The sequence below is a fragment of the Bradyrhizobium guangdongense genome, assembly GCF_004114975.1.
Classification (GTDB): domain Bacteria; phylum Pseudomonadota; class Alphaproteobacteria; order Rhizobiales; family Xanthobacteraceae; genus Bradyrhizobium; species Bradyrhizobium guangdongense.
In genome coordinates this window covers 150,537-168,554 of sequence record NZ_CP030052.1, presented here as the reverse complement: position 1 = coordinate 168,554, position 18,018 = coordinate 150,537, and the positions used below count along the sequence as shown (strand labels likewise).

The following is an 18,018-nucleotide window of genomic DNA, read 5'->3' as shown; positions in this document are numbered from 1 at the left end:
GTCCGGGGCTAGCAGATGGACTGTGATGGGATCTCAGACGGCTTGACGATCCACTCTGGGGTCTGCATCTTCGGTATCATGGACAAGAGCGATGCTGTGTAAGAGTGCTTCGGCGCTTTGAACAACTGTTCCGTCTCGCTGCTTTCGCAAATTTGCCCATTCTGTAGTACTGTAACTCTGTCGCAAATCTGACGCACGACAGGGAGATCGTGACTGATAAATAACATCGTCAGCGATAGATTCTCTTGAAGGTCTTTCAGAAGATTTAGGATCTGCGCCTGGATCGAGACATCGAGTGCCGAGGTAGGTTCATCGCAGATGAGGAACCGCGGGCGACTTGCCAAGGTTCGTGCGATTGAAATACGTTGTCGCTGACCGCCTGAGAAGGCGTGCGGATAACGGCGGGCGACGGTGGGCTCCAGACCAACGGCCTTCAGCAGCTCTAACATTATCGGTTCGGCCTCTCGCTTATCCTTTACTAGTCCAAAGTGAATCATTGGCTCCATGATAATCTCGCCCACGCGCATCTGTGGATTCAGAGACGAGTACGGGTCTTGAAACACCATTTGAGTTTGACGCCGAATATCTTGACGATCTTCAAGGCTGGCTGCATAAACATCTTTTCCGCCATAAATCAGTTGGCCGCTGCTCGGGCGGGCAAGCCCAGCAACGACTCTTGCGATCGTGCTTTTTCCAGAGCCGGATTCGCCAACAAGGCCCATGACTTCTCCGGGGCGGATACTCAGGTTCACATCGTGCAGGGCCTTAAAGGCTCGCCGAGCGGAACCACCGAACATGCCTGTCGCCCCATATACGCGCTCCACACCCCGGAGTTCTACAAGTGCCTCCGGCTGGCTTGAACTTTGCGGCATGTCTCTTTCCAGCAGCCACTGCATGGCCGCATCGATATTTCGAGCGGCGCCAGACACGGGAAAGCGATGCAGCTTAATGTCGCCGCGCGGCACAACCGAAATCAATGCTTGGCTGTACTCGTGGCATGGATTTCCAAGAACAGCCGCAGTGTCGTTTAGTTCGACGATTTCGCCTGCCCTCATCACCGCGACGCGATCAGTGACCTGGGAAATCACGCCCATGTTGTGGGTGATGAGCATCACACCCACTTGACGTTCACGAGCCAAGTTCTTGATTAGCTTCAAGATCTGTGCCTGAACGGTCACGTCGAGCGCAGTTGTTGGTTCGTCCGCGACAATGAGTTCGGGTTGTGAGCAGAGAGCAAGCGCGATAACTGCGCGCTGTCGCATGCCACCCGAGAATTCATGTGGCCAGTTCTTCACGCGCCGGGCTGGCTCTGGAATCCCTACCGCCTCCAACTGACGCACCGCCTCGATCCTTGCGTCGCTGCGTGATAAGGCGAGATGAGTTCGGATCGTGTCGACCAGTTGTCTCTCAATTGTGAAAAGTGGATTTAAGCTGGTCAGTGGATCTTGGAAAATAGTCGAGACGCGTTTGCCGCGTAACGCCCGCATCGCCTTAACGTCGCGCGCATCGATGATATCTCCGGAAAGCCGAACTTCGCCCGCACTAATATGGCCGGGAGCCTGTAGTAAGCCCGTGATGGCAGCTCCAACGGTCGATTTGCCCGCGCCCGATTCGCCGACGATGCCGAGTATTTCGCCTGGCGCGATGTCTAGGCTGACGTTGCATACGGCTTGCAAGGCGCCATGCCGGCTAGGAAAGTCGACGCTAAGTCCCCGAATGGAAAGAACGCAAGGCTGGGCAGTTGTTGTCATCAGATGCCCCTTGGGTTGATTACATCCCGGAACCAGTCGCCCAAGACGTTAATGGCCAGCGCGAGTGTAAGAAGGGTGGCGGCAGGAAACAGCAGGATCCACCACTGCCCAGCAAAAAGAAAGTCTTGCCCACTGCGGATCAATGTTCCAAGAGATGGTTGGGTGGGGGGCAGACCTGCGCCCAAGTAGGACAGCGTGGCTTCGGTAATAATTGAAAGCGCAAGTGAGATTGTCGCGATCACGAGGATCGGTCGACGCACGTTTGGCAATATGTGCCGTACCAGCACTGTGCCCGTCGGAAGGCCTATCATTAGGGCTGCCTGCACATACTCTCGCTGTTTCTCCCCCATCACGGCGCCGCGCACCGTGCGGGCATATGTGACCCATCCGGAAATTCCAATCGCCAATATTACCATGTAGACAGCAAGGGCTTCGCGCGCGCTCGGTGGCAGTAGCGACCGCGTTAAGCCGGAAATAAGGAGCGCAATAAAAATGGCGGGGATGGACAACTGGATGTCTGCGATACGCATGATCGCTGCGTCAATGTGTCCCCCGAAATAACCGGATATCAGGCCTAAGCTGACGCCGATCGACATTGAAACCAAAACAGAGGCAAGGCCCACTAGGAGTGAAACCCGTGTTCCATAAAGGGTCGCTGAAAGCACGTCACGTCCCTGATCGTCTGTGCCGAAAGCGTAGAAGCGGTTCGTGAACTCATTGATGCTCCAGGCCGGTGTATTTGACGAAAGCAGATCGAACGTGCTGGCGTCGAGAGTGTTCTGTGGTGCCCATAAAGGAGCTCCCAGGGCCGCGACAATGAGAGTTAGCAGTGCGAGCGTAGACAGAACTGCTCTGGGGGAACGGATGTAAGAGTGCCCGATATCAGAGTTAAACAATGCGGAAAGCTTGTGAATGGTCATCTGACTACTCCTCCCGTCCGCAGGCGAGGATCTAGAAGGTAGTAGACGCAATCCACGACCATGTTGATGGTAACGAAAATGATCGACACGATGAGAAGGTATGCGGCCATGATTGGGACGTCGGAAAATCTAATGGAATTAATAAAGAGCAGCCCAACGCCTGGCCATTGGAATACTGTCTCAGTAACGACGGCGAATGCGATGATGGATCCCAACTGCAAACCTGCAACCGTGACGACCGGAATCATCGTGTTCTTCAAAGCGTAAGAAAAATAGATGAGCCGGTCTGGCAGCCCTCGCGCGCGTGCGAACCGGATATGATCGGAATGCATGACCTCAAGCATTTCAGTGCGGACTAAACGCAAGATCAGCGTGAGTTGATAGGTGGCCAGTGAAATCGCGGGAAGGATGATAGCCTGCCAGCCGGTCTTAGTCAGTAACCCGGTGGTCCACCAGCCGATCTTCACCGTGTCGCCCCGTCCGAAGGACGGCAACCAGCCAAGTTTGACCGCGAACACGTAGATGAGGCCGATGCCGATTAAGAAGTTAGGCAGGGATACTGCGATCAGCGAGACCGTCAAGCTGAAGCCCGATAATATGGAGCGCGGCCGCAATGCTGTCACGACGCCAAGGGCGACTCCCGCTATCATTGCAAATATAAACGATAATATAGCTAGTTCCAGAGTCGCAGGCAGCCGCTCCAGGATCAAATCCAACACCGGCCTTCCAACGCGAGTGGAAATGCCGAAGTCCCCATGGAGTGCCGAACTGATAAAACGAAAGAACTGGATGTAAAAGGGGCGGTCGAACCCGAGTTCCGCCGCTAGCCGCGCGCGGTCCTGCGCGGTCGCCTCCGGTCCGACCATATTCTGGAGCGGATCGCCGATAAAATGAAAGGCGGCGAACGACAGAAACGCCGTCATCAGCATCACCGGCAACACGGACAGCAATCTGCGCAGAAAGAAACCTGTCACTTGTCCACCTTGATGGTTTTCACGGAGATCTGATTACCAACGTTTGGCGTAACGTGAATCTTCTTCTGCGTTGCACGCGCCAACACCTGCGCGTGAATCGGTAGATAGAAACACTCGTCCTGAACGGTCTTCCAAATTTCGGCGATTATGGTTTTACGTCTTTGAGGATCGGCTTCCGACCGGAGTAATTCAATTTTGGCATCAATCTCCGGGTTTTTGTAATTCGCTGCAGCCCAGGCGCCCCGAGAGTGGACGAGATTATCGAAGATTAATTGAGAATCGTATGAGCCCCACGTCATCAGGTAAAAGTCGGTCTTCCTATTGAGAACTAGAGGCCAGACGACTGCGCTGGGTTGGACATCGAGATGCACGGTGACACCGATCTTGGCGAGCATTGCCACCACGGCCTGACAGATGCGCTCGTCGTTCACCATGCCGTCATTTGGACAGTTTAGAGTGACCGAAAATCCGTTGGGGTAACCTGCCTCGGCCATAAGCTGCTTGGCTTGGTCAATATTGAGCTTTGGGAACTTACCCAATTCTTCCGTATAGCCGTCGGCGATCGGCGAAATGATTGTACCGAGCGGAACCGACTCCCCTCGCATGATTGCCGACTTGATCGCTAGACGATCAATGGACATGTTCATTGCGTGGCGCACCCGCTTGTCGGCGAAAGGATTTCCCTTTGCTTCCCCGCTGGCAAGTGTGTTCGCGCTTGTATTGACGCCTAAAAAAACCGTGCGAATCTCTGGGCCGCGAACCACCCGAAGGCTTTCATTCTGCTCCAACCGTGAAATGTCTTGGGGGGGGACGTCTTGGAGAAAATTAACTTCTCCGCTGATCAATGCGGATACACGCGTCGCGGCCGACTGGATAGGGGTATAGATGATCCGATCGATATCGATTGGGAACTGGCCGATACCCCAGTATTTATCGTAAGCTTCCAACTCCGAACGGCGATCCGATTCTCGGCTTACAAGGCGATAGGCGCCAGTGCCGTTCTCATGGCGAGCAGCATAGTTTTCTTTCCCGCCTTTAAAATCCTGCGGAACAACGGAGTCGTTCTTCTCGGCCCATGCTCTATTCATTATGAAGATGCTTGCCAAGTTTTCGGGCAGAAGAGGGCTGGGTCCCTTTGTCTTGACCTGCACGGTGTAGTCGTCCTTCGCGATGGCTTCCTCAACCGCGGCGGCAGCCAGATAGGTCCGCACATTCGAGGTTGGTGCCATAGCTCGCTGGATTGAAAATGCGGCGTCGTCGGCCTTAAATGGTGCGCCGTCGTGGAACGTAACGTTCCGGCGAAGCTTGAACTCCCAAACGTCGGGGTGATCAGGCAACATCCGCCATTCGGTCGCTAGTACTCCAATGAGCTTTCCGTCGTCGGAGCGCTCCACAAGGCCTTCGTACATCTGCCGATTGAACGCAAAGGTCACGTTCTCATTATAGGCGTGAGGGTCTAGAGTCTGAACGTCCAAGCTCCGAGCCCATTTCAGCGTTTCCGCGCCCCCGGGTGAGACGGTCATTAGTAGTGCCGCCACGCTTGCTATGGCGGCAAAACGCCGCTTGAGACGGGCTGGTCTGTGAATGAAACAGCGCGCAGTGGATTTCGGCATTTGGGACATTCCTCTCTTGATCGCAGGGTAAACTGCGCCGCTAGATGTGGGCTATCACATCGGACAGGCTTCGGCCGTTTTTTGCTGCAGTTTGCCGGCCGAGGGCTGCCGTGGGCTGCGAATTCAGGGCGTCCTCTGCAGCAATTACGCGTATTCCCAGCGATTGCGCAGGATTGCGACAGTCGGCTGAATATTCCCTGCTCCTGGTCTAGGTCTCGTTATAGGTCCTGTGACCGTTGGGTTAGGAACGTCCGATCCCACTGAACTGCGGGCCTTTTATCACATTATCTCATCATGTGCCGACAGCCGGTTTACGTCTGGCGTGAGTTTCCGGTTTGGGATCGAGCTTTGAGCAAGCGAGTGTCTGATGGCCGGCCCTTTGGGGATACCGTCCGCGGCCGGCTTCCGCTTCTGAACGGGAACGTCTTAGCAAGCTGTTTGGCGCACTAGTCACGTGAATCGTAGGCGCTGTTCAGCGGCCACCTACCGGATGAAGGGGCGATCTCCGACTCTGCGGTTCGGTTTCCCGGGTGGTTGCGTGTACTCCGCACGATCCCTCCCAAATATGCCTGCCGCGCCTGTGAGGGCCCGATCGTCCAGGCCTCGGCACCAGCGCGGCTCGTCGAGGGCGGCATGGCGACGACGGCGCTGATCGCGCATATCGCCGCGGCCAAATATGCCTGGCAATCGACGCTCTACCGCCAGACGCAGATCCTGGCGGGCCAAGGTGTTGTCGTCGATCGTCAGACGCTGGCGCGCTGGATGGGCAGCGCGGCGTGGCTGGTCAGGGGCCTCTACGACCTGCAACTGAAGACCATGCACGGCTTTGAGCGGTTGTTCTGCGATGAGACGCCGATGCCGGTGCTCGACCCGGTACGCGGCCGCACGAGGATCTGCCAGTTCTGGGCGCATGCGACGGACGATCGGGCGTGGAAGGGTCCGGCGCCGCCGGCGGTCGCCTACGTGTTCGCAGACGGTCGCGGCAAGAAGGAGATCGTGGCGCAGTTGGCCGGCTTCGAAGGCGTGCTGCAAGTCGACGGCTATGCCGCCTACGCCTCGCTGGTGGGCGATGCGAAGGTGCCGGGCAGATCCAGCTGGCGTATTGTCTCGTTCACGCGCGCCGCAACTTCGTGAGGGTGCACAAGACGACGAACTCACCCTTCGCCGCGGAGGTCATCGAGCGCATCGCAGCCGTCTACGCGATCGAGGAGAGGATCCGCGGTCTCGGCGCCGGGGAACGCCGCGCGGCGCGACAGGCCGAGACGAAGCCGCTCATGGAGGCGTTGAAGGCTCGACTGATCGCGGTGAAGGACGGGATCTCCCGCCGCTCGACGCTCATCAAGGCGATCGATTATATGCTCGAACGCTGGCAGGGCCTGACGGCATTCCTGGACGACGGGCGGCTCGAGGCGGACACCAACACGGTCGAACGATCAATCAGGCCGATTGCGATCGGAAAAAAGAACTCGTTGTTCAGTGGTGACGAAGGCGGAGGCGAGACTTGGTCGATACTTTCTTCGCTTCTTAACACGGCCAAATTGAATGGCCTCGACCCCGAGGCCTATCTCGTCGACGTTCTCGAGCGCATGGTGAGCGGCGCCGCGAAGGCCAACCAGCTGCACGAACTTCTGGCCTGGAACTGGAAGGCCGCACGCGAAGCCGAAAAGCGAGCCGTGGCATGACGAAGCCGAAGCAACGGCGGGGAACGCGAAAAGCACGCAAGACGACGATGGCGAACTATGCCATGTCATTCGAGCGGCTCGGGCAATGGATGAGCGAGCGCGCCAGGTCGCCGACGCTTCGGCATCCGCGGGCGACGTCGCTCTCCATGCTCGACGGCGCAGTGGCCGCTGTCGTCGCCGGGCCGGTCTCGATGGCCTCCGAGGAATGGGTGTGCCCGCTCCTTGGCGTAGATCCCGACGCCTTCAATCACGACACCGAGGAGTTCTCGGCGATCGCTGCCACGCTGATGCGCCACAACGCGATCAGCGAGACGCTGTCGACGAGACCGGAGAGCTTCGAGCCGCTGTTCCTGCGATCGCCGGACGGCGACGTCGACCCGCAGCCCTGGTGCATGGGCTTCCACGCCGTCATGAAGCTTCGGCTTCTCGTCTGGTCGCGGCTTCTCTCCCCGAACGGAACCGAACACCTTATGCTGCGGCCGATCCTGGTCCATTGCATCGATGACGCCGGTCGACCCTTGCTACCCCCGGCCCGCCATACGCTGGCAACGCTGCCCGTCGCTCAAAACGCCTGGCGCGACATTCCAATAGCCGTTGAGGCCCTGCGGCAGTTCTGGATGCCTATGCGCTTCCAGCGGCGCGCGTAGGCCGTCCACGCCAGGTCCGTGGTCTGCTCGTACCGCTTACGGTTGTTCAGTGATACCGTGGACGGAGCCGAGGCCAGCGCCGTCGTCTATAGCCTGATGCTGACCTGCCGCGCCTCACGTGTCGTGCCGTTAGCGTGGTTGCGCCACGTCCTCACCGAATCGCCTCAGCGCGCCGGCGACGCCGATATTGCAGACCTGCTGCCCTTCAACTTCCACAAAGCCGCCACCGCCTGAACGGCCCCGCATCGCCCGATTCAAGGCAGTCCATCAAAACCGCCGGCGTGCGGAGAAAATCGCGCTTACAGATGATCCGCTATCGCTCCAGCCGCCCGCCGGACGCAATTCTGCGTGGCCGATTGCGCGATTTCGCCAACGAGCGGCGGCGCTTCAGCTACCGCTGACCTGAGGCCGGCAAACTGGACCAATTTTGGCTAGAGTCTTGCGCTGCCGAATCCCCTCGGCTGGGAGGAGCGGACGACGATGAAGGCCTCGAAGTTTTCGGACGCCCAGAAGGCGTTTATCCTGAAGCAGGGCAACGACGGGGTCCCGGTTGCGGAGATCTGCCGCAAATCCGGGATCAGCCAGGCGACCTATTTCAACTGGAAGAAAAAGTACGACGGACTGCTGCCGACCGAGATGCGCCGGTTGAAGCAGCTCGAGGACGAGAACGCCAAGCTGAAGAAGCTGGTGGCGGACCTATCGCTCGACAAGGAGATGCTGCAGGACGTGATCCGCCGAAAGCTGTGAAGCCTGGTCGGAAGCGCAAGCTCGTCGATGAGGTTTGCGGGGAGTGGCAGGTCTCGATCCGCAAGGCTTGTAAGGCCCTCGAGTTCGATCGATCGACCTATCACTACAAATCTCGTCGCTCCGGCCAGGCGGCCCTCGAAGCTCGGATCAAGGAGATCTGCCATGTTCGCATCCGCTACGGCTATCGCCGCGTCCATGTGCTGTTGCGCCGCGAGGGATGGCGTCACGGCCAGAACAAGACCCGTCGCATCTATCGCGAATTGGGCCTGCAATTGCGCAACAAATCGCCCAAGCGCCGGGTCAAGGCCAAGTTGCGCGACGACCGACGGCCCGCGACGCGGGTCAACGAGATCTGGGCGATGGACTTCGTTCATGACCAGCTGGCCACCGGCGGCAATCTCCGGGTGCTCACGATCGTCGATATCTTCTCCCGCTTCTCGCCCGCACTGGAGCCGCGGCTCACCTTCCGCGGCACCGATGTCGTGGAGGTACTGGAAAGGGTTTGCAATGAAGTGGGACTCCCGGCGACGATCCGGGTCGATCAAGGCAGCGAGTTCGTGTCGCGCGATCTTGACCTCTGGGCCTACCAGCGCGGCGTCACGCTGGACTTCTCACGACCCGGCAAGCCGACCGACAACGCCTTCATCGAAGCCTTCAACGGCCGCTTCCGGGCCGAATGCCTCAACACCCATTGGTTCCTGTCCCTTGCGGATGCCCGGCAAAAGGTGGAGACTTGGCGAAGATACTATAACGAAGAACGGCCCCACGGGGCGATCGGCAATCGGCCGCCGATTTTGCTGCAAAATCACGTCGGCGACACCAGCCCGCCAACGTGATCAGAGGCGCAAAACTCTAGTTCCGGGTGGTCCAAAGTTCGGTCTCGCTGCACAAAACTCCGAGACTCTAACTGCCGCTGGATGAACATTCAGTGGCAGGTCACTCCGCTTACACATTCACGGTCGCACCTGATGGCGGAGAGCATTTGGATGAGAGGCTGTCGCGAGCTCGTCAAACCGGGGCTCCGCGGCCCGAAATCAAGTCTACGTATTGTTGCATTTGTTCTAAGTGACCGAAGTCGGCATTTTTCGCATCCAGGTGGTCTCTAAGTTGTTCAATGCGCATCACTTTGTTATCGCCCCTGTAGAAGATATTTCTAAACAAAGGAGTAGCGGTGACACTTTCGATGTAAGTACGGCTTCCTGCACTTGTATCACCTTTTGCGAACTGAAAGTTCAGCATCAAGCTCAAAATTAAATGTGGAGCCGTATACCAGTCCCAAGTTAGGCTACCCAAGGAGTAAGCGATGACCGCAACTCGGTTGGGATCACGTGTAGTGCGGTAGTACTCGATCGGCTGAACTACGTGAGGATGATGGCCCAAAATTATGTCGGCGCCTTCCTCCACAAGCGCATGAGCGAGCTCAATTTGCTTTCGTCTTGGAAAAAACTCGAATTCGAAGCCCCAATGGATTGAGGCGATGATGACATCGGCATTCTGATGTTTACAGCTCCTTATTTGCGATTTGAGTAGCTCAAGATCGGCCACGACACGTTTGGACATGAGCGGTGACGCGTGCACACAATAATGTTCACCGTCGGGTAGGGGTCGCCCATTGAGACCGAATGTGACCGACACGAACCCGAACCTGATGCCCCTCTTCGTGAAAACCGTGCCCCGGCCGTACTCCTCGGCGCATCGAGGGGCGCCGATTTCAATGATCCCATTCGCTCTGCAGAGCTCTTGAGTGGTTCGAAGACCCTGAACGCCCAAGTCCAATGAGTGATTGTTCGCGAGGTTAAGAATCGTGAAACGTCTACCCTGGTGTTCTGTTAATGCGGAATATTGGGCCGATGAGCAACACATCATCGAAGAGCGGCCGTCGCCTATAGCCTCGCTCACGACATGATCGTCTGCCACCACAGATTCATAATTCGCGAAAGAGATATCGGCATTGAAGACAGCGGCTTCGATGCTCTCGAACAAAAGATCCTTAGAGTGTTCTAGCCCGCGCGCCTGGATCAGATCCCCCAGTGCACTCAGAGTCGCAGTCTGCTGCTTTCGAAATGCAGTCGGTAATTCCACAATAGACTTGTCGTTCAAGAACAACGCATCAGAAACATCCCGTGATGTTCTCGTAATTGGGCGCGCGCTTTTATAGAACCAGTACGCGCGGTCAATTCCATCCATTTCTGCCGAATCTGTTGCAGCGCTTTCGAGCGGAAAATCCCACCAGCCAAATCGCTTGGCGTTTTCCGCCAGGTCCAACGTTTCCGGAGTTGTGCGCCAGACATCAACAGGCGTGTTGGGAAGTTTACGCGGCACGGCTTGCATCTCCTCGTCGCATGGCTTTTGATCTACGGTTTATAGTCTGCGCAGCACGCAAACCAGGCTCTTTCGCATCCGAAGTCTCCGCAATGCACAAGCGCCACAGGTGTTAACGTTGACGCGCGTGTCATACGCTTCAACGCAGCTCTTCGAGATTCCCTCTCAGGGGTAAGACGTTAGGATCTCGTTTTGCATCTCTTGCTCAGCGGAAAAGAGACAGAAAACAAACCGCTCGGCTTACTGAGGGAATCTCAAGAAGGGAAATCTCAGCTGTTTCGGGCGAATAACTTGCCTGAGAGTTCCGATACAATCTCCTCCGTCGTCACTTTCCGGACAGCGCCATATTGCATACGAAGAGAGTAATTGTGTCTCTCTTCAGTATAGGCGGCGCAGCAGTCGGTGACGCAAATCATATGGAAGCTGCGATCTACACCGTCGCGCAGCGCCATATCGATGCATTGATCCGTTAAAACGCCAACAACAATTACCTCCTCAATGCCCATGTTACGAAGAACCCGCTCCAGGATGGTCGAACTGAATACCCCAGAAGCTGTCTTTGGTAAGACGATGTCGTCTTCGCCAGGCGCTATCTCGGGAATTACCTGAGCTCCCCATGACCCCTTTGGGATGACTAGCTTACGGTGGCAAAGCGAACGATCGCGCCCATCCTTGGTGAGGCTTTCGATTACCGTGTACATCACTTCCACGCCGCACGACCTCGCGGCTTGCAGTAGCCGCTGGACGTTCGGCACGATCTGATGTTTCACGCGGTCCACGTACTCCGGATATTTGCGCTGTTCTTCCTCAGAAATCTCGTGGTTCTGCAGGTCGACAACTAGCAATGCTGTTTTTTGAGGGTCAATGGGGCCGTCATAATTCTTCATGTATCGCTCCTGGGTTTGATCTACCCTTCCGATCAATCTAGCAAGGATCGTTCCATCGGGCCTGGGCCTATCATGTGACGGCGACTCGCGCTTCTTGAGACCGACCTTCGGTCGGCCTATGAGCCAAGTTTCGTTGGAAAGCCTTGATCAAGAGCGGGCTGCCTGTTGCTCGTTCACAAGAGTGTTTTCTTATCGCGGGTTCATCCATAACTGGCCCTGTTCGCTCGCGACCAGAAGCGCCAGCTCTTCCGCATTAGTCCGGCCCACGACCTCAGAATTGCTGCGCTTTTGCAGGCAAGAATTCGGCGGACCGGAAATGAGCGCTCAGCCGCGGTGATTGCCGCCTTTGTGTCGCCGGCGCTACGGCGAGCAACATCGGCGGTTGGCCCGTCTCTGTGCGTGCCCGCTTCCTACGGGCCAACAAGAAGAGCCGCCCGGCACGAAAATCGCGGCGATGGAAATGGTAGAGATGCTCGTGTACTGGAGTAGCGCCAATCGCTTGCGGGCTGTTGTGACTGTTCGATTGGAGCGTCATTTGTCGGTCCCCGCGAGGTCGTCTCCGATATATTCCATGCGCTTAGGATACTAGTATCGTACAGAGATTTGCGTCGCATTTTCTTGCCGACTTGAAGAATTCCTGCAGCCCTTGTGGGATTTGCGAGGGATGGCGCCTGGAAGGTGAAGCAGATGATGTAATACGATCCGATCGATGTGTCATCGGCAAGCGAGAAAATCATCAATTCGTCGGTTGAGTTGATCAGTAGGTTTTATGTGACCGGTGATAGTTCGTGCTCCACATTGCTGCTCGCGCCATATCGCGCCACGCGGGTTAGAAGACGAGAAGAGTTGCCGAGTAGGTGGAGGCAATTGGGCGGGGTTATCCCGCCGCCTTATCAGGTGTATTCGCAAAACGAGCGGCTTCCGCCACGAGATCTGCGAAAACGCGTCCGCCAGTCGTGAGATGATCGTGCATAGCCTGAGCAGCCGCCATGGCATCTCCTCGGGTGATCGCTGCCACAATTGAGCAATGATCTTGATAGGACTGTTGAATGCGACCTGGTTTTTGGAATGGGTACCGACGATAGAGACGCAGGCGAGCGCGGGTCTCTTTTATCGACTGTTCCAAATATGAGTTTTGCGCACCCTCGTAGATAGTTTCATGGAGCTCTTTATTAATTGCATCGTACAGCTGCGCATTGTGAAGCGCGCTTTCGCTGCGAGAGTGTATGTCGCGGAGGCGCGCCTGTAGGTCCGTCGGCATTCGCGCCGCGGCCAGCCTTGCAGACATTCCCTCAAGCTCCGTCATAACTTCGAACATAGCGACAATTTGCTCCGCACTCAGAACCGAGACGGTCGCACCCCTCCGCTGCTTCAGATCTACCAAGCCACGCGATGCCAGCTGTATCAGGGCTTCCCGGACAGGGGTCTTCGAAACGTTAAACCTGTCGGAGAGTTGCTTTTCATCAAGCTTGGATCCTGGCTGCAAAGCACCGGAATCAATTTCGGTCTTGATCCAGTTGGCGATTTCGCTAGTTCGGTTGAATTTGAGCACGGTCCTGCCCGCGGGTATGGGAGTTCATACCACGATCCGCGAGTAGATAGCGAAAAGTTTCGCAATTGTATCGCGACGAGAGGCGGACCGGTTCGTCAACCGGTAGCTCAAAGGCTCGAACCTTTAGCCCAACAATACTCGAAGGAGCACGCGATTTGCCGGCCCGGCGCTCAACCTAGGCGCTACTTCCCCTACCTATGGTGAGACGATCGACGAACATACGGGCCCGAGATCAGATGCTGCCGAATTTACCTCGCCAAGGGCCCATGCCGGTCGAACTCAGAATGAGCCAGCAGAGATTAGACCGATCGCGCCGGAATAGTCTCGCTGATCCAACGCCCTAAACCTACAAGGTGCTGATCGGTATGCTGCTGGCCAATAACCTGAATTCCGAGAGGCATTCCCCTCACCGCAAGAAGCGGAAGCGTGATAGTTGGCGCCCCTAAGACGGAGGTAACAGCATTGTAACTCGGCAGGCCTGTTGTATGTGAGATGCCCGAGTCAAGTCCTTGATTGTCTAATTTTGGAGCTGGTCCAACGGAGGACGGAGCAACGATAGCGTCGGCGATATGAGCAATTGCGGCGTGGGCTGCTCTTGCCTTATCGCGCTGGGCGAGTAGTTGACGATAGTCATCTATGCTCATCTTTCTCGCGAGTTCCAGACGAGAGGTCAAGCTGTCACTCAGCCCTCCGCCAAACCTTTCTACAAGGTTCTCCAGTGACCAGCGCATCTCGTAGGCACAAACGTCACGAGTAATTTCAAGACTTTCGTCGATGGCACGTTCGAACGAGTCGACCAGCGAGTGGTTGGTTCTGTCGATGGTGTGGACGCCGGCGTGGCGAAGCTGAGTGAGGAACCGTTCAAATGCGTCTCTGGAATCGTCGTCCAATTCTGCCGCACCTTGGGCCTCCATCACAATCACTCGTAGTGGCCGGGTTGCCGGATGAAGAGTTGTCTCACCGTAAAGGCCGGGATAGCCGGGATCGCCGCCTGATCTCTTTGCGACTTCAATCGACACATGCCACATGTCACGAAGGTCGCCAGCATGGATCCCCACGTGGCTTTGGCTAAGTGCCAGACGCTCCCCACGATGGATGGCGCCCATTGTCGGCTTGATCGCATAGTTCGCGCAAAAGCTCGCTGGTCGAATCACCGAGCCAGCCACTTGCGTTCCGATTGCCGCAGGTATCATCCGCGCGCCGACGGCCGCTGCCGATCCGCTCGACGATCCGCCGGGGGTATGGCGATGGCTGAACGGGTTGGTAGTCGGTCCAGGGTAGGACATGCCGAGTTCCGTCGTCACTGTCTTACCGAGCACGATGGCGCCCGCGGCTCTCAATGCCTGGACGCAAGCCGTATCTTGATGAGTGTGATTGTCTCTGAACAAGGGAGATCCCATACGCGTGGGCATATCCTTTGTCATAAAGAGGTCTTTGATCCCGACCGGCATGCCATCGATGGTCGAAAGCTCTCGTCCCGCGAGGTAACGCGCTGTGGATCGATCAGCCACGGACCTCGCCTCTCGCACGTTCATTTCGACCCAAGCTCGCACGGTGGGCTCGCGAGCGTCGATCGTTTCGAGACAGCGCTCAAGGTATTTGCGCGGGCTATCTCGTCCTTCTCTGAAGGCGGGTACCGCATCATGAAATGTCAGCGCTTGAAATTCAGCGGGATGGTATGCGCACAAGTGTGCAATCTCCAGTTAGCCTAGGGAGGCCGATTATCTATTGGCGTTATCCGAGCCAAGCGTGGGAAAGTCCGCTAGTGTCGTCCGGAGCTCCTTCTTCAAGACTTTTCCCATAGCATTCCGTGGAAAATCATCGACTACGATGACCTTCTTGGGGGTTTTGTAACTTGCCATGTTTCGCTTGACCTGCTGAATCACCTCGCTTTCGCTCGGTGGGTCGCTCTTATCGCTAGCAATTACGAAGGCAACGACGCACTCTCCGAAATCCGCGTGAGTTGCTCCGACAACGGCTGACTCCTTAACGGAAGTCAGTTCATCGATTACAGCCTCAACTTCTGCGGGATAGACGTTGTATCCGCCGCTGATGATGAGATCCTTGGCGCGGCCTGTAATCGAGACGTATCCCTTCTCGTCGACGAGACCCATGTCGCCGGTACGGAAGAACCCGTCTGCTGTGAGCTCGGCTTTGGTTTGCTCAGCATTGTTCCAGTAACCGGAGAAAAGCCCCGGTCCTCGCGCTTGAATGATACCTACTTGTCCGACAGGCAGAGCTTCATCTCGCTCGCCTGCAATACGCAAATCAACACCGGGAATCGGTAGCCCTACCGAACCTGGTCGACGATCACCTTCCAGGGGGTTCGAGCAGAGAATCATTGCCTCGGTCAAACCATAACGCTCCAGGATACGGTGCCCTGTCCGAGTTTCAAAATCGCGATGCATCGGAGCCGATAGTGGTGCCGAACCGGATATGAACAGTCGCATGTTTCGGCAAAGAGAGCTGGCCAGCGAAGGGCAGGTCAATAGACGATGATAGTAAGTTGGCACTCCCATAAAAACGGTTGAGCGAGGAATTGCGTCGAGCACTGGACTTACATCGAATTTATTTTGCAGGAGAATTCGCGCTCCGCCTGCCAGCGCGACGTTGAATGAGATGAATAGACCATGGCTGTGGAAGATCGGCAGCGCATGTAGCAGAACATCCGAAGACGAGAAGCCCCACAATCGACTCAGCGTTTGAGCGGTGTACGAGAGCGCAGCATGGCTGATCAGAGCACCCTTGGGCCGGCCGGTTGTGCCTGAGGTGTAGAGGAGAGCTGCGGGAGCCGCACCATTGAGTTCGACGGTGCTAAACGAGGTCTCTCCTGCTTTGACAAGTGATGCGAATGTTCCTTCACCCCGGATGCCAAACGTTAAGACCTTGGTTGACCGAGGCACCGTCATGTCGGGAAGAGCTTCCGTATTTGGTCCTCTGAGAAGGAAGGAAGGCTGCGCGTCCTTTAGAAGGTAGGCCAACTCAGCTGAGCGATAAGCTGTGTTGATGGGCAAATAGCAGAGCCCAGCACGGAGGCAGGCAAGATAGAGCGCGAAAGCATGTGCGGACTTCTCGACCTGGACGGCCACGCGATCACCGACCGCACATCCGAGCCGCCGGAAGACGCTGGCATAGCTACCACAGAGCTTGTGCAGCCACTGAGCGGATAGCGTTTCGCCGCTCTCAAGCTCTAGGAGCACGTCTGTCGGGTTTGCCTCGGCCCTCCCCTCAACCAGGACATAGAAATTGCGGTTGGACATGACTTACGCCTCTCCTCGCCGCGCTGCCGGCAGGGCCAGTTTCCGAGATATTCTATTGAATGTAAAAAAAATATCTGTCAACGTAAAAAGAATACGGAGGGGCTGAGGGCATAGGGCCGAAGCTTCTGTGCTTCATCGTTGACAACCGCGCCTCACCTACCCGTCCCTGCAGCGCAGGTTTCGCCAGTCGAGGGAATCGAATGAATAAATTTGGAAGTGAGGTCGCAGCAGGGAAACAAAGGAATGAAGAAGCATCTGAGCTCGGGAACTTGCCGACCTTGCATGTGTCAAAAGGGATCGCGAGAATTCAATTGAACCGGTCTCGGCAGCACAATCGGTTCGAGCCAACAGACATCGAGACTTTCTCTGAAATCGTCGCGACTTTGGCTCGGCAGTCGAGCGTGCGAGTACTAATGATAACGGCTCAAGGTCCAAGTTTTAGTTCAGGATTTGACCTGGATACATTGTCGAGTGATCGTGCGGCGGCATGTACAGCCCTGTTCGCCGCGATGTGCGATCTTGTCGAAGAATGCCCCTTTCCTACTATATGCGGCCTGAATGGAAACATTTACGGAGGCGCTACTGACCTCGCGCTTGCATGTGATTTTCGTATCGGAACGCGGGGATGTCTCTTGCAAATGTCTCCTTCTCGCCTCGGTATTCAGTACTACTATTCTGGTTTACGACGTTACGTGGAGCGGCTTGGCCTGTCGCAAACGAAACGCCTTTTTCTAACAGGCGAGCAAGTTGACAGCATCACGTTGTTACAGATGGGTTATCTTACCGAGGTGTGTACTTCGGATGCGCTTGAAGCGCGATTAGAGCATTTTGCCGGGATGCTCGCCCAGCGTTCGCCGGCTTCTCTCCGGGGCCTGAAGACGTCGCTCAATTCAATTCGTCGAGGCACTGCTGACCCGGTCGAGATCAATGCGAAGTTTTTCGAAAGCCTAACATCACCTGATGCCCGAGAGGGCCTAAAAGCGTGGTGTGAGCGCCGGCCTCCTTCATTTGCAGACGTGTGAGGCCAAGGCTCTTCGCACAGCAAAAATAAACTGCCTAAGCCTTGCCTCGTCCTCCGATCGGTTGGCTTTTGCGCGGCGGCGATCAGGGTGAGACTCCGCATTGTCTCGCCCTAATTGTTACCAAATGCTGAGCCGTTGCCTCACGTAAATTGCTCCCTTGGATCGGGAGCGAGCGGGGGCGAAGATGGGGTGGCTAAGCATGGCAACGCGGAAGGAACTGACGGCGGCAGCAGGCGCGCGCTATCGGCGTTCGGATCGCGCGAAGAAGACGCGGATATTGGACGAGTTCGTCGACATCACCGGATTCCATCGCAAGCAGGCGATGCGACTACTTCGAGGTGAGGAAGACGCGCGCCCAAGCCGAAGGGCGCGACGTCGAATGTATAATGAGGTAGAACACAACGCGCTCGTGCTCCTTTGGGAGGCGTCAGACCGGATCTGCGGGAAGCGGCTGAAGGCGTTAATGCCTGCGTTGATTGAGGCGATGGAACGGCATGGCCACCTCGACCTTACCCCCGAGATCCGCGACAAACTTTTGGCAATGAGCGCTGCGACGATCGACCGCGCATTGGTGGGGGTCCGAGAAGGATTAGGTCGCAAGCGTCGGCGGCTGTCAAGCGACGTCCGGATTTGACCCCGCA

14 protein-coding genes and 2 pseudogenes are annotated in these 18,018 nt (G+C 56.5%); 7 read left to right on the top strand and 9 right to left on the bottom strand.

Going from position 1 to position 18,018, the window contains the following annotated elements:
• Positions 1-8 precede the first annotated feature (8 nt).
• The 4 genes from X265_RS36440 to X265_RS36425 are packed head-to-tail and all read right to left on the bottom strand — an operon-like array spanning position 9 to position 5,258.
• The gene (locus tag X265_RS36440; protein WP_128929848.1) at positions 9-1,751 is read right to left on the bottom strand and encodes a dipeptide ABC transporter ATP-binding protein; all 1,743 of its coding nucleotides are present in this window, start codon (positions 1,749-1,751) and stop codon (positions 9-11) included.
• Positions 1,751-2,671, bottom strand: a complete 921-nt coding sequence (locus tag X265_RS36435; protein ID WP_128929847.1) for an ABC transporter permease — start codon at positions 2,669-2,671, stop codon at positions 1,751-1,753. The genes X265_RS36440 and X265_RS36435 overlap by 1 nt, the downstream gene beginning before the upstream one ends.
• Entirely contained in the window at positions 2,668-3,645 is a 978-nt protein-coding gene (locus X265_RS36430; RefSeq protein ID WP_128955116.1) for an ABC transporter permease, read from the bottom strand. The genes X265_RS36435 and X265_RS36430 overlap by 4 nt, the downstream gene beginning before the upstream one ends.
• The gene (locus tag X265_RS36425) at positions 3,642-5,258 is read right to left on the bottom strand and encodes an ABC transporter substrate-binding protein (protein WP_164934301.1); all 1,617 of its coding nucleotides are present in this window, start codon (positions 5,256-5,258) and stop codon (positions 3,642-3,644) included. Before X265_RS36425 ends, X265_RS36430 begins: the two co-directional genes overlap by 4 nt.
• 633 nt (positions 5,259-5,891) lie before the next feature.
• On the opposite strand from X265_RS36425, the gene X265_RS42020 reads away from it, so the two are divergent.
• The 5 genes and pseudogenes from X265_RS42020 to X265_RS36400 all read left to right on the top strand — a co-directional run bounded on the left by X265_RS42020 (position 5,892) and on the right by X265_RS36400 (position 9,170).
• Positions 5,892-6,392, top strand: a complete 501-nt coding sequence (locus X265_RS42020) for an IS66 family transposase (protein WP_128955115.1) — start codon at positions 5,892-5,894, stop codon at positions 6,390-6,392.
• Positions 6,389-6,940, top strand: coding sequence for an IS66 family transposase (locus X265_RS42015; RefSeq protein WP_338076893.1), 552 nt, complete (start codon positions 6,389-6,391; stop codon positions 6,938-6,940). The genes X265_RS42020 and X265_RS42015 overlap by 4 nt, the downstream gene beginning before the upstream one ends.
• On the top strand, positions 6,937-7,587 hold the full coding sequence (locus X265_RS36410) for a UPF0149 family protein (RefSeq protein WP_237867281.1): 651 nt from the start codon (positions 6,937-6,939) through the stop codon (positions 7,585-7,587). Before X265_RS42015 ends, X265_RS36410 begins: the two co-directional genes overlap by 4 nt.
• Positions 7,588-7,629: 42 nt before the next feature.
• Positions 7,630-7,821 (top strand): annotated as a pseudogene (locus tag X265_RS36405) (transposase domain-containing protein); the annotation flags it as partial.
• Positions 7,822-8,067: 246 nt separating this feature from the next.
• Positions 8,068-9,170 (top strand): IS3 family transposase gene (locus tag X265_RS36400; RefSeq protein ID WP_128929842.1). Its coding sequence is split into 2 segments (ribosomal slippage): positions 8,068-8,329 and positions 8,329-9,170, totalling 1,104 coding nucleotides; the frame shifts between segments, so codons are not numbered across the junction.
• Positions 9,171-9,342: 172 nt separating this feature from the next.
• Here the strand turns inward: X265_RS36400 and X265_RS36395 are convergent.
• From X265_RS36395 to X265_RS36375, 5 genes are all read right to left on the bottom strand, one after another.
• The gene (locus X265_RS36395) at positions 9,343-10,656 is read right to left on the bottom strand and encodes a CapA family protein (RefSeq protein WP_164934300.1); all 1,314 of its coding nucleotides are present in this window, start codon (positions 10,654-10,656) and stop codon (positions 9,343-9,345) included.
• 269 nt (positions 10,657-10,925) lie between these two features.
• Positions 10,926-11,543 carry a cysteine hydrolase family protein gene (locus X265_RS36390; RefSeq protein WP_128929840.1) on the bottom strand — a complete coding sequence of 206 codons (618 nt, stop codon included), beginning with the start codon at positions 11,541-11,543 and terminating at the stop codon, positions 10,926-10,928.
• Positions 11,544-12,420: 877 nt separating this feature from the next.
• Positions 12,421-13,095, bottom strand: coding sequence for a GntR family transcriptional regulator (locus X265_RS36385; RefSeq protein ID WP_128929839.1), 675 nt, complete (start codon positions 13,093-13,095; stop codon positions 12,421-12,423).
• 299 nt (positions 13,096-13,394) lie between these two features.
• Positions 13,395-14,783, bottom strand: coding sequence for an amidase (locus X265_RS36380; protein WP_128955113.1), 1,389 nt, complete (start codon positions 14,781-14,783; stop codon positions 13,395-13,397).
• A gap of 33 nt (positions 14,784-14,816) precedes the next feature.
• Positions 14,817-16,355, bottom strand: a complete 1,539-nt coding sequence (locus tag X265_RS36375) for an AMP-binding protein (protein ID WP_128955112.1) — start codon at positions 16,353-16,355, stop codon at positions 14,817-14,819.
• 200 nt (positions 16,356-16,555) lie between these two features.
• On the opposite strand from X265_RS36375, the gene X265_RS36370 reads away from it, so the two are divergent.
• Both X265_RS36370 and X265_RS36365 read left to right on the top strand, forming a co-directional pair.
• A complete protein-coding gene (locus tag X265_RS36370) occupies positions 16,556-17,377 on the top strand; it encodes an enoyl-CoA hydratase/isomerase family protein (protein WP_128929836.1) in 822 nt (273 codons plus the stop codon).
• A gap of 184 nt (positions 17,378-17,561) precedes the next feature.
• Positions 17,562-17,987, top strand: a pseudogene (locus tag X265_RS36365) (ISNCY family transposase); the annotation flags it as partial.
• Positions 17,988-18,018: the final 31 nt, after the last annotated feature.

What these genes read in the sequence shown, in the direction of transcription:
- X265_RS36410 (WP_237867281.1), top strand. Translation starts at nt 6,937, where the DNA reads ATGACGAAGCCGAAGCAACGGCGGGGAACGCGAAAAGCACGCAAGACG.
- X265_RS36435 (WP_128929847.1), bottom strand. Translation starts at nt 2,671, where the DNA reads ATGACCATTCACAAGCTTTCCGCATTGTTTAACTCTGATATCGGGCAC.
- X265_RS36375 (WP_128955112.1), bottom strand. Translation starts at nt 16,355, where the DNA reads ATGTCCAACCGCAATTTCTATGTCCTGGTTGAGGGGAGGGCCGAGGCA.
- X265_RS42020 (WP_128955115.1), top strand. Translation starts at nt 5,892, where the DNA reads ATGGCGACGACGGCGCTGATCGCGCATATCGCCGCGGCCAAATATGCC.
- X265_RS36425 (WP_164934301.1), bottom strand. Translation starts at nt 5,258, where the DNA reads ATGCCGAAATCCACTGCGCGCTGTTTCATTCACAGACCAGCCCGTCTC.
- X265_RS36370 (WP_128929836.1), top strand. Translation starts at nt 16,556, where the DNA reads ATGAATAAATTTGGAAGTGAGGTCGCAGCAGGGAAACAAAGGAATGAA.
- X265_RS36390 (WP_128929840.1), bottom strand. Translation starts at nt 11,543, where the DNA reads ATGAAGAATTATGACGGCCCCATTGACCCTCAAAAAACAGCATTGCTA.
- X265_RS36440 (WP_128929848.1), bottom strand. Translation starts at nt 1,751, where the DNA reads ATGACAACAACTGCCCAGCCTTGCGTTCTTTCCATTCGGGGACTTAGC.